The organism is Micromonospora sp. MW-13, from assembly GCF_003434305.1.
In the GTDB taxonomy this organism is placed as follows: domain Bacteria; phylum Actinomycetota; class Actinomycetes; order Mycobacteriales; family Micromonosporaceae; genus Micromonospora.
The window spans coordinates 60,390-72,197 of record NZ_QKKX01000046.1 but is presented as its reverse complement, the minus strand read 5'-3'; the positions used below and the strand labels follow the sequence as shown (position 1 = coordinate 72,197).

The 11,808-nt window shown below is 67.0% G+C and carries 7 protein-coding genes; 6 read left to right on the top strand and 1 reads right to left on the bottom strand.

The features are described 5' to 3' along the window. Positions 1-47: 47 nt before the first annotated feature. Complete coding sequence (locus C5N14_RS21980) at positions 48-338, bottom strand: hypothetical protein (protein WP_207892826.1); 291 nt, start codon at positions 336-338, stop codon at positions 48-50. Positions 339-856: 518 nt separating this feature from the next. Here C5N14_RS21980 and C5N14_RS21975 point away from each other — a divergent pair. The 6 genes from C5N14_RS21975 (at position 857) to C5N14_RS21950 (ending at position 11,797) form a co-directional block, all read left to right on the top strand. Then, entirely contained in the window at positions 857-2,962 is a 2,106-nt protein-coding gene (locus C5N14_RS21975; RefSeq protein WP_117670150.1) for a BTAD domain-containing putative transcriptional regulator, read from the top strand. Between the two features lie 135 nt (positions 2,963-3,097). Further along, entirely contained in the window at positions 3,098-4,219 is a 1,122-nt protein-coding gene (locus C5N14_RS21970; protein WP_117670148.1) for an aldo/keto reductase, read from the top strand. Next, entirely contained in the window at positions 4,209-5,324 is a 1,116-nt protein-coding gene (locus C5N14_RS21965; protein WP_117670146.1) for an amidinotransferase, read from the top strand. Before C5N14_RS21970 ends, C5N14_RS21965 begins: the two co-directional genes overlap by 11 nt. Before the next feature lie 8 nt (positions 5,325-5,332). Beyond that, a complete protein-coding gene (locus C5N14_RS21960) occupies positions 5,333-6,286 on the top strand; it encodes a fatty acid desaturase (protein ID WP_243639904.1) in 954 nt (317 codons plus the stop codon). Positions 6,287-6,310: 24 nt separating this feature from the next. Then, positions 6,311-7,174: a hypothetical protein gene (locus tag C5N14_RS21955; RefSeq protein ID WP_117670144.1), complete on the top strand. Its 864-nt coding sequence runs from the start codon at positions 6,311-6,313 to the stop codon at positions 7,172-7,174. Positions 7,175-7,192: 18 nt separating this feature from the next. Then, entirely contained in the window at positions 7,193-11,797 is a 4,605-nt protein-coding gene (locus C5N14_RS21950; RefSeq protein ID WP_117670142.1) for a non-ribosomal peptide synthetase, read from the top strand. Positions 11,798-11,808 lie beyond the last annotated feature (11 nt).

Here is an 11,808-nt window from a genome sequence, read left to right as displayed (position 1 = left end):
GCCAGCCGGACCCGACGCTCCTGCCGCGGTGCGGGTGGCCGGCCCCCCTACTTGTCGAACCAGAACACGGACGCACCGAGCGCTCGACAGGCCGCCGCGTGAGGCACGTCGTGCTCCCGCAGGACCACGGATCGTGTGAGGACAGCACGCCCCAGCGCCAGCTCGGCGTTCTCCGGCCGCGACCGCGTCAACTCCGTCCGCTCGTCTTCGGACACCCCACCAGCGGCCGCGGCTTCCCCTCGGGCCAGGCGGTCTTTCTTCACCCCGTTCGCGAGTGTGCCGTCGTTGATCCCCAGGTCACGAGCGGTCTGCGCGATCGACGTGCCGGTCTCCCCCACGATCCGCACCGCACCGCACCAACGCGGAAATCCGGATCGTACTGCCGTCTCGTTTCAGCCATGAACCTCTATCCCTCAAGTCCTGGCCGCCATGCTACGCGGGGAACCGCAGCCAGAGCGAGCATGGCGTGACGGCCTGGTTCCACTTGCGCCAGTGGGATCGCTGCTGCTGGGGTGGGTGTGGATCAAGTCGGCGAGGTGGTTCAGCGCCTGGGTGGACAGCGCGATCAAGGACGGGTAAGACAGCAACGAGCCTCCCGGCGGGGGCACCCTTCTTGGTCGATTGCTTGTCTTACCGGGAGCCTCACCTCAGCCCCACATCAGGGTCCCCGAGCCTCCTCCACCTGCACAACTAGTTGGAAAAACCTCACTGTCCGTATTCCAGATCGGCTCCATCACCGTGGCTCGTCCGGCGCCGCTACCCATGCCCGCCGCGAGACGAATGGCCAGCACGGCTGGGAATGTGCCGTTTAAGCGGTGGATCCGATTTTACCCACCTTTGAGAGAGACGGTGGCACATGAAAATGGTTGAACGAGGTCTGACGAACACCGAGTCAGTCGGCCAACGGATCCAGGCACTTCGACTTCGCGCCGGTTTGACGCAGCAGCAGCTCGCTTCGAAAGCCAACATCAGCCTGGGTGGACTGCGTGATCTCGAGCAGCACCGGGTCAGCCGACCGCGGGCAAACACATTGTACAGCATCGCGTCCGTGCTAGGGTTGTCGCCCGCTGAGGCGCGTGACCTGATCCAGGTCGGCCAGGACTATCCGCTGCTGGCCAGAGATTTGCAGATCAGGGTGCTGGGAATCCTGTCCGTCCGAGTCGACGGCATGTCGGTGACTTTCGGTTCGGAACCCCGGCGCATCCTGCTTGGCATGCTCGCCCTTTCGCCACGCGTGCCGGTCAGCATCGAGGCGCTGGTCGAGCAGGTGTACGGGCGCAGGCCCCCGCCGAAGGCGGGCGAGCTCGTGCGGTCCCAGGTGTCCCGTCTGCGGCGCAAGCTGCAGTCCACCCAGTCACCGGCGCGAACCAGTGACGTGCTGGTTTCGGCGGGCGGCGGGTACATGCTCACAGCCGATCACAGCCAGCTCGACCACCTTGCGTTCGAGCGTCTGGTGTCCCGTGCCCGCCGTGACCGGGACGCCGGGCGGCTGGAAGAGGCGTTCACCGTGTACCAGCAGGCGATCGGCTTGTGGCGCGGCCAGACGCTGGAGGACCTGCCGATGCTGCAGGTCCAGTCCGCCGTTGCGGCGCTGAACAGGCACCAGGAAATGGCCATCCTCGAGTACGCTGCCACGGCAAGCGCTCTGAACCGCCACGATGACGTGCTACCGGTGCTGTACCGGCTCATCGAGGCCAACCCGTTGCACGAGCCAGCGCACGCCCGGCTGATGGTCGCCCTCGCCGGGAGCGGACAGCAAGCCGCGGCGCTGCACGTGTTCATCGGGCTGCGTGACCGGCTGGCCGGTGAGCTGGGGCTGGACCCCAGTCCTGACTTGCGTGACCTGCACCAGTCGATCCTGCGTGGCGAACTCGATGGTGTGAGCAACTTGCCATACTTGCCCTCGGCGCCTTCCAGGCAGACGGCCTTCACCGCACGGCCTGTGCCGACTCAGTTGCCGACCGCACCGCGCGGTTTCGTCGGCCGCGCCGAGTCCATCGCGCGGCTCGATGCCATCCTTACCGACGACCAGCACTCGACCGCGATAACGAGTGTGGCCATCTCCGGCACGGCAGGCGTGGGCAAGAGCGCACTCGCGGTGCATTGGGCCCGGCGCGTCGTGGAGCAGTTCCCTGACGGGCATCTGTACGCGAACCTCGGTGGATTCGGTCCGGAGGCGGAGCCGGTGCCGCCGAGCGAGGTCCTGCCTGGCTTCATCGAGGCGCTCGGGGGCAGGCCCGAGCGTGTTCCCGCCGGACTCGCCGACCGGGCCAGCGCGTACCGCAGTCTGCTGGCGGGCAAACGGGTGCTCGTGGTGCTCGACAACGCCCGTGACGCCGACCAGGTCCGTCCGCTCCTGCCCGGCTCTCCGGGGTGTCACATCGTGGTGACGAGCCGTGATCCGCTGCTCGGGCTCGTCGCCACGGAAGCCACTCATCCGCTGAAACTCGACCTGCTGACCACAACCGAGGCGAGGGCGTTGTTGAGCACGCGGCTGGGAGCCGACCGGCTGGCGGCCGAGCCGCAGGCGACGGACCAACTGATCGCCCGATGCGCTCAGCTGCCGCTCGCGCTGGCCGTGGTCGGTGCCAAGGCCGCCATCAACCCCACGCATCCCTTGGCCGCGCTGGCCGGTGAACTGGCGGATGGACGGATCCTGGACGCACTGCACGACGGCGACGCGTCGACCGATCTGCGAACGGTGTTCTCCTGGTCCTACCGCAATCTCAGTTCGGGAGCGGCGCGGTTGTTCGTCGAGCTGGGAGCGCGTTCACAGACGGAGATCGACCTTCCTGCCGTGGCCGCGGTCGCCGGTGGGTCCACGGATCACGTCCGCCGGTGGCTGGACGAACTCGTCCGTGCTCACCTGATCACGGAAGTCCTGCCTCGGCGGTACAGCATGCACACCCTGCTGCACGCGTACGCCGCCGAGTTGGCCGATGGCGCTCGGCTACGGGCGTGACGGCCGCGCGTCGAACGTGGCGGCAACTCCCGTAGTCGACCCGCCTACCGGCCGCGCCGATGGGCTTGACCAGCACTGTTGGCCGGTACGGGTGATCGCGGTTATGTCCGCGTTCGGCCACGCACGCACACGATCATGAAACGCGTCAGTTCGATCACCGCGGTGGAAATCTCCACCGCCAGCGACCTACGCCGTGGAGGCCATGTGGACGTCAACTCCAGTCCCGCACCCGCACGTCCGCTTGGCGGATCGGGGCTCGCCGTCTTCCCCGTCGGCCTCGGGTGCATGGGCATGTCGCAGGACTACGGACCAGCCGACGACAACGAATCTCTTGCCACCGTCCGGCATGCGCTCGATCTCGGCGTGACGTTGATCGACACGTCCATGAGCTACGGCGCCGGTGACAACGAACGCCTCGTCGGCCAGGCCATCGCCGGCCGGCGGGACGAGGTGGTGCTGGCGACGAAGTTCGGCATCCTGCGGGAGGAGCGGGACGGTCCGGCACGGGTCTCGGCGCGGCCGGAGGACGTCGCCCGGTTCTGCGAGGCGTCGCTGTCCAGGTTGAACGTCGAGCACATCGACTTGTACTACCTGCACCGGGTGGATCCCGACGTGCCGATCGAGGAGACCGTCGGTGCGATGGGTGAACTGGTCAGCAAGGGAAAGGTGCGGTATCTCGGGGTCTCGGAGATCGGGCCGGAGGACCTCAAGCGTGCCGCTGCCACTCACCCGATCGCCGCGTTGCAGTACGAATGGTCCCTGTGGTGGCGCGACCCCGAGGACGACGTGGTGCCCGCCGCACGCGAACTCGGCATCGGGCTCGTCCCGTACAGCCCGCTCGGCCGGGGCTTCCTGACCGGCAACGACCTGCGGGCGGCGGATCTGACGGCCGGGGACGACCGTCATCTGGACCCGCGCCTGCATGGTGAGCACCTGGAGCGCAACCGCGCCGCCCTCGCGGACATGCGTGAGCTCGCGGCGGAGTCCGGCGTCACGCCTGCGCAACTCGCGCTCGCCTGGCTGCTGGCTCAAGGCGATGACATCGTGCCGATTCCCGGTACCCGCAGCCGGAATCGGGTCGCCGAGAACGTCAGGGCGGCGGCGCTGTCGTTGTCGGACACGGATCTGGCACGCCTGGAAGCCGTGGCGTCGCGGTCGGCGTGGTCCGGAGACCGGCAGACCTTCGCACCGCACCGCACGAGCCGGAGGGCCGCCGGAACGGAAGAGACCGTTGAGGGAACACAGCATGACAGTTGAAGCAGTGGAAACCGGTGGATCACGTCCGGTCGTCGAGAACCGGCGGACAAGTCCGGTGTGGTGCCACACGGAGTGGGATCCACTGGAAGAGGTGATCGTCGGAATTGTCGACGAGGCGCACTTCCCGCCTTGGCACGCCGCGCTTCCACCGGTGTTGCCTGCCGATCAGCACGACACCTTCCGGCGCGACGCGGGCAAGCCGTTTCCACCGGAGGCGGTCGCGGCGGCCAACCAGGAGCTCGACGAGTTCGTGCACATCCTGGAAAGCGAAGGGGTGACAGTCCGGCGGCCGGAGCCCATTCCCCAGAACGTCCCGTATCGCACCCTCGACTGGTCCAGCACAGGCATGTACGCGGCAATGCCGCGCGACGTCCTGCTGGTGGTCGGCGACGAGATCATCGAATGCCCGACCGCGTGGCGCTCCCGCTATTACGAGACCCTCGCCTACCGGCCACTGCTCAAGGAGTACTTCCGGGGCGGTGCGAGGTGGAGCGCGGGTCCGAAGCCGGAGCTGAAGGACGAGCAGTACGACTCCACCTGGGCCGATCCGGGCGAGGACGGGCCACGGCGGCTGGTGGTGACCGAGTTCGAGCCGACCTTCGACGCGGCCGACTTCACGCGGTGCGGGCGCGACATCATCGCCCAGATGAGCAATGTCACCAACGCGTTCGGTATCGAATGGCTGAGCAGGCACCTCGGTGACGACTACCGGATCCATGTCTTCGAGTTCGACGACGCTCATCCGATGCACATCGACGCGACGCTGGTCCCCATGGCACCCGGCAAGGTGCTGATCAATCCGGAGCGGGTCCGGCGGGTGCCGGACCTGTTCAAGGGCTGGGACGTCATCCACGCGCCGAAGCCGATCATCCCGGACTCGCACCCGTTGTACATGACCAGCAAGTGGATCAACATGAACATCCTGATGCTGGACGAGGAACGGGTGGTCGTCGAGCGCCAGGACGAACCGATGATCTCGCTGCTGAAGAACTTTGGCTTCACGCCGATTCCGTGCAACTTTCGCAATTTCAACAGCTTCGGCGGATCGTTCCACTGTGCCACGTTGGACGTGCGCCGCCGGGGCGCTCTGCGATCGTACTTCTAGGAGGCCACGTGCGGGTGTGGAAGAACGCGCCGAAGGACGCGTTACTGCTCGGGTTCAGCATGGCGCAGTTGGTTGTCATGCTGTGGCTGGCCACCGCGTGGGACGACGCGTCTCTCCCGTGGAAAGTCGTCTCGACGGCGGGCATCGCCGTGCTGATCTCATACAACATCATCGTGGTGAGCCACTTGTTCACCCATGTGCCGTGGTTCGTGTCGGCACGGTTGAACGCGATGGTGTCGCTGTTGAATTCGATCAACATCGGGCAGTCGGTGCAGGCGTACCAACTCACGCATGTACGCAACCACCACCGTTTCAACAACGATCAGATCGGACAGGACGGCGCGACGAAAGACCTCACGTCCACCTATCGCGACGGAAAGGACGGCGAACACACGCCGCTCCTGCGCTACGCGGTCGGGGGCGCGCTGAGCAGCCTGGTGAGCCGTGGCCGGGAGCTGTCCTATGTATACCGCCTGTGGCGAGTCGGCGACAACGAGGACGACCTGCTGTCACTCGCTTCCCGCCGCGAACCCCGGCGTGGCAGGGAACTGCTCCAGATACGTGCCGACCGGGCCGCGCACTGTCTGTCTCTCGTGCTGTTCGCGGCCATTTCGTGGCAGTGGGCTCTGCTGTCGTACCTGCCCGCGTTCTTCCTGGCGCTGACGATGGTGAACGTGCAGAACTACTACCGGCACTACGGGGCGGACCCCGATGATCGGGCGGCGGACTCGGTGAGCCACTACAGCCGCCTGTACAACAAGTTGACGTTCAACGACGGGTATCACCAGGAGCACCACCTCAGCCCGAACTCCCACTGGTCACAGTTGCCCGCGGTGCGAGAGAGGTTCCGCGACCGGCTTGACGGCAGAACACGCATCGTCAGCCCGGTGCCCGCGATGCTCGGTTTCCTCCACACCCGCCGCTCGCTGCTGCACCACGCCGGTGCAGGCGAGCAACGATGATCGCGACCGAGAACGGAGAAACCCGTGGACTACAACGCGACGGTGCCTCGGATCACGGGCAGTGCCCTGCCGCGTGACGGGTTTCGGGTGCACGAGACAGTCCGCGACGTGGACGTCGACGCCGTGTTCGACGTTCTGCGCGGCGATCTGGCCGCGTACCGGGTGCGGAACTTCGTTGGTCCCGCGGATTGCGCACGGATAGTCGAGAACTTCTGGGTCTCCGGCATGCGGACGCCACGGTATGGCGACGGTGAGGACGGCGTGGAAGGCTACATCGTCGGCGCCTCGCACATCGAAGTGACCACGGACGAGTACCTGTCCGAGGCCGCGCGGGTCGCGGACGCGGTGGCCGATCTCTATCGGAAGGCGACCAACCCGGTCGCCGGCTTCCGCGACCGTCTCGCCGGACAGGGCATGGTGCAGCGGGTCCGGGCGGCCACGCACAACGGCCGCGTCGCCGGTGACTCCAAGGCTGTGTGCTGGAACAAGACCGGCGCCTATCTGCTGATGCCGCACGACGATCTGGCTCAGCTCAGCGATCCGCTCCAGGCGGGTTTCGAGGTCCAGACCGTGCGGCGCGTAATGGCGGTGAACGTCTACCCGTACGTCCCTGTGGGAACAGGTCAGATCAAGCTGTGGAACCTTGAGCCGGATGATCCCAGCAGGGACCGCTTGGGTCTCACCCACAGCGGCTTTCCCTATCCGCCCGAACTGCTTGACGACTTTCCCAGCGTCGTCGTCCCTGCCGAAACCGGGGATCTGTGTGTCATCAACGGGAATCTCGTGCACGCGGTCCTCGGCGGACCGACTCCGGAGAGCGGCAGGCGTCTGCTGCTGACCTGCTTCACGGGCCTGACCGGGGACAACGAGCTCATCTGGTGGACCTGATGCACCGAGGAGGCAATTGTGCCTGAGCCGACACAGCCCAGCGATGGTGCGCGGGACCTGGAGCGCTCGGCCAAACTGAAGCGACTGATCAACGTCCGGTTACGGGCTACCGAGCAGGACTCCATGCGACGGCGGAACCCGGACTGCCCGGTGGCTTCCTATGCCCAGGAACGACTCTGGCTGACGGAACAGTTGATCGACGAGCACTCCGCGTACAACGTGCACCATGCGTTCTGCCTGCGCGGGCCGGTGGACGCCGTGGCGCTGGAACGCGCGGTCACCGAGGTCGTCCGGCGTCACGCCGTGCTCCGCACCGTATTCACCGAGCGGGACGGCGAGCTGGAGCTGAGCACGAAGACGGACTCCTGGCTGGACTTCGAGTACCGCGACCTCGTTGGGCACGATGGTGGTGCCGAAGAATTGTCACGGTTGGTCGATGGTTCTGCCTTTGGTGTGTTCGACCTGCGGGTCGGACCGTTGGTGCGCGGCCTGTTGGTACGGGTGGGTGTTGAGGAGTTCGCTTTCGTCTTCGTGGCCCATCACATCGTGGTCGACGGATGGTCGATGGGCGTCTTGTGGGACGAGTTGTCCCATGCGTACCGCGCGGCGGCCGGCGGCGAAGTCCCGGGTCTTCCGGAGGTGTCGCTGGAATACTCGGACTTCGCGTCGTGGCAACGGGAGTGGCTCGAAAGCGGTGTCGCAGAGCGACAGTTGGCGTACTGGCGGGAGCGGCTGGCCGGGTTGGTCACCACCGAGATCCCGGGGGATCGGTCTCGTCCGGTGGTGGGTTCCGGTCGGGGCGGCGTGGTGGATTTTGTGTTGCCGGAGGTGGTGGCCCGACGGTTGCGGGGTGTGGCGCGCGACTGCGGCGCGACGTTGTTCATGGTGATGCTGGCCGGCTGGTATGGGGTGTTGACGCGGTGGTGTGGGACGACCGACGTGGCCGTGGGCACTCCGGTCGCGGGCCGGAGCCGGGTAGAGCTTGAGCGGATGGTGGGGTTCTTCGTCAACACGTTGGTGCTGCGGGTAGATCTGGCTGGCGATCCGCGTTTCAGCGATCTGGTGAGGCGAGTGCGCGACGTGGCCGTGAGTGCGTACGCGCATCAGGATGTGCCGTTCGAGCGTCTGGTGGAACAGTTGGTCCGTCGACGCGAACCGGGCCGTACGCCCTTCTTCCAGGTGATGTTCTCGGTGGAGGACGGCGAGCCGGACGTTCCGCGATTGCCGGGCATAGCGGTGACCCCGATGCCACTGGGCGTCGACACCGCCAAGTTCGACCTCGGCGTCGGCGTACGAGTCGACGGCGACCGGATCATCGGCACCATCAACTACTCCGCGGACCTGTTCGACCGCGACACCGCACAACGCCTTGCCGCCCACTACACGACGTTGCTCACGGCAGCCGCCGCGTCACCCGGAGCACCGTTGAGTGCTCTTGGTCTTCTCTCGGCCGACGAGCGCGACCACCTGATCCAGCTCGGCACCGGTCCGGAAGCCGCCGAGACACTGCCGTATCTGCATGAGGTCATCGCGGCACAAGCCCGCCGTGACGGTGAGTCGGTGGCCGTGGTCTGGGACGGCGGCGAACTGACGTACCGCGAGCTGGATCGTCAGGTCGAAGCCGTGCGCGAGTCGTTGGGCGACAACGGGATCGGGCCGGAGTCCGTGGTGGGCATCCTGATGGAACGTTCGCCCGCGGTCATTGTCTCGATGATCGCCGTCTTGGCGGCTGGTGGCGCGTTCGTCCTGATCGATCCGGCGTATCCGGTCAACCGGATAGAACGCATCGTGACTCTGTCCGGAGCCGAGGCCGTGGTGGTACGGGATGGCGTCCGGGCCGACGGACCACCCGCCTCGGTGACCGTGATCGACTTCGACTCGGCGGCGAACCGGCCTGTCGATCCCTCCGCGCGGACGGCAGGGCAACGTGCCGCGGATCCGGACACCCTGGCGTACCTCGCCTTCACGTCCGGCTCGACTGGTGAGCCCAAGGGCGTGATGATCACCCATCGGGGACTGTCCGGCATGATGCTGGACGTCTGCGACCGGCTGGAACTGACCCCACGTGACACCATGGGCGCCATCGCGTCCCAGGCGTCCGATGTGGTGATCGTGGAGCTGCTGGCTCCGTTGACGTGTGGCGCGCGGGTGGCCGTGCTGTCCCGTGAGGTCGCCGCGGACGGCGACCAGTTCGCGGCGGCGATCGATCGGTACCGGGTCACGGTCACGCACGCCTCCCCCGCGACCTCGTCGCTGCTCCCCGACGGGTGGAACTCCGCCGAACTGCGCATTTCCTCCGGTGGTGCGACGTTGCCCGGCGATCTCGCCCAGCGGCTGGTTCCGCGGGTGCACACGTTGTGGAACGTCTATGGCCCGGCCGAGGCCACCGTCTACACGACAATGCACACGGTGAAGGACAGCGCACCCGGCGTCCGGGTGCCCATCGGCCGTCCGATCCGGGGCGCCACGGTCCGGATCCTGGACGATCACGGCCAGTTGACGCCCATCAGCGTGCAGGGCGAGCTCGTCATCGGTGGACTCGGTGTGGCACGGGGCTATGTCGGCAGGCCAGGTCTCACCGCCGAACGTTTCGTGCCGGATCCCTATGGGCCGCCCGGCTCACGCGTGTACCGCACCGGCGACCTCGCGTCCTGGTCAGCTGACGGATCGCTGATGTACGGCGGCAGGCAGGACCACCAGGTCCAGCTCCACGGACACCGGGTCGAACTGGGCGAGATCGAAGCCGCATTGTCCGCGCATCCCGCTGTCGCCCATGCGGTGGTGGCCGTACGCGGCGAGGAACGGGATCCCGAACTGGCCGGATACGTGGTCTGGCAGCCAGGATCGCGGGCGGCCTGGTCGGAACTCCGCGCCCACCTACGGGTGACCCTGCCCGATCACATGGTTCCCACCGTGTTCGCGACACTGGACCGTCTCCCGCTGACGCCGACCGGCAAGGTGGACCGGGCGGCGCTTCCCGACGTCGTGCGCAACCGGCCCGAGCGGACCTACGTCCCGCCCCGCGACGACATCGGAAAACTGGTCGCGGGCGTGTGGGAACGGGAACTCGAGGTCGACCGGGTGGGGCTCGACGACGACTTCTTCGAGCTCGGCGGGCACTCCCTGCGGGCGGCCAGGGTGGTGTCGAGGCTCCGGCAGGCGCTGCGGATCGAGCTGGCGATGAAAACACTCTTCGAGTTCCCGGTGCTGGCCGGATTCGTCGACGCCGTCAAGGGCGCGGGCCGAGAAGCACAGTCGGAGATACCCAAGCGCCCCGACGACGTCCAGGCCAGGCTTTCCGCGTCGCAGCTGCGACTGTGGTTCCTCTACAACCTGGACCCGAACCGTCGCGACTACAACAGTTACGTCGCGTTGCGACTGTCCGGAGCGCTCGACGAGCAGGCTTTCGCCGACTCTCTGTCGTATCTCGTCACCCGTCACGAGATCCTCCGTTCACGCATCCACGGCCGGGACGACAACCCGTCGCTGATCACCTTGCCACCGGGCTCCTTCCGCACCGAGGTGGTCGACCTGACCGGAGTCGAACCCGAGCGGCTGGACGCGGACCTGTCGCGGCTGGTCGACGGCTGCGCTTTCGACGTGTTCGACCTGCGGGCCGGGCCACTGGTGCGGGGTCTCCTGGTACGTACAGGCGTTGAGGACTTCGTCTTCGTCTTCGCGGCGCATCATGTGGCGGTCGACGCCTGGTCGATGGAGATCCTGTGGGATGAGTTGTCGCGGGTGTACGGGGTGGTGGCTGACGGCGGGGTGCCGGATCTACCGGACGTGTCGGTGCGGTACTCGGATTTCGCCTACTGGCAGCGGGACTGGTTGGACAGCGGAGTCGCCGAACGGCAGCTGGCGTACTGGCGGGGGCAGCTGGCCGGATTGGTGACGGCACGAGTCCCGGCCGACCGGCCCCGCCCGATCACGGATTCCGGCCGGGGCGGCGTGGTGGATTTCTCCGTGCCGGACGTCGTGGCCGCACGTCTGCGCGGGGTGGCCCGCGAATGCGGGGCAACGCTGTTCATGGTGATGCTGGCCGGATGGTGTGGAGTATTGGCACGGTGGTGCGGGACGACCGACGTGGCCGTGGGCACTCCGGTCGCGGGCCGCAACCGGGTGGAGATCGAGCGGACGGTCGGGTTCTTCGTCAACACGCTGGTGTTGCGAATGGACCTGTCCGGGGATCCGGATTTCACCGAGCTGGTCAGGCGGGCACGAGACGTGGCGCTGGACGCGTACGCCAACCAGGACGTCCCGTTCGAGCGGCTGGTCGAGCGCCTCACTCCACGACGGGAACCGGGCCGCACACCCTTCTTCCAAGTGATGTTCTCCGCCGCGGAAGGCGGACCGAGCGTTCCTGAGCTGCCTGGCCTGAAGGTGAGCCCCATGCCACTGGGCGCTGAGCCTGCCAAGTTCGACCTCGCCGTCGGCGTCCGAATCGACGACGGCCGGATCGCAGGCGCCATCACCTACTCCGCCGACCTGTTCGATCACGGAACCGCACGACGGCTCGCCGACCACTACACGACTTTGCTCACGGCAGCAGCCGCGGCGCCCAACAAGCCGCTGAACGCTTTCCACGGCACACCAGCACCTTCTTCCGCGGAACCGATGTGATCAGGATGGAG

Bases quoted from the DNA above. Each gene is read 5' to 3' on its own strand.
- C5N14_RS21970 (WP_117670148.1), top strand. From the start codon at position 3,098: ATGAAACGCGTCAGTTCGATCACCGCGGTGGAAATCTCCACCGCCAGC.
- C5N14_RS21965 (WP_117670146.1), top strand. From the start codon at position 4,209: ATGACAGTTGAAGCAGTGGAAACCGGTGGATCACGTCCGGTCGTCGAG.
- C5N14_RS21975 (WP_117670150.1), top strand. From the start codon at position 857: ATGAAAATGGTTGAACGAGGTCTGACGAACACCGAGTCAGTCGGCCAA.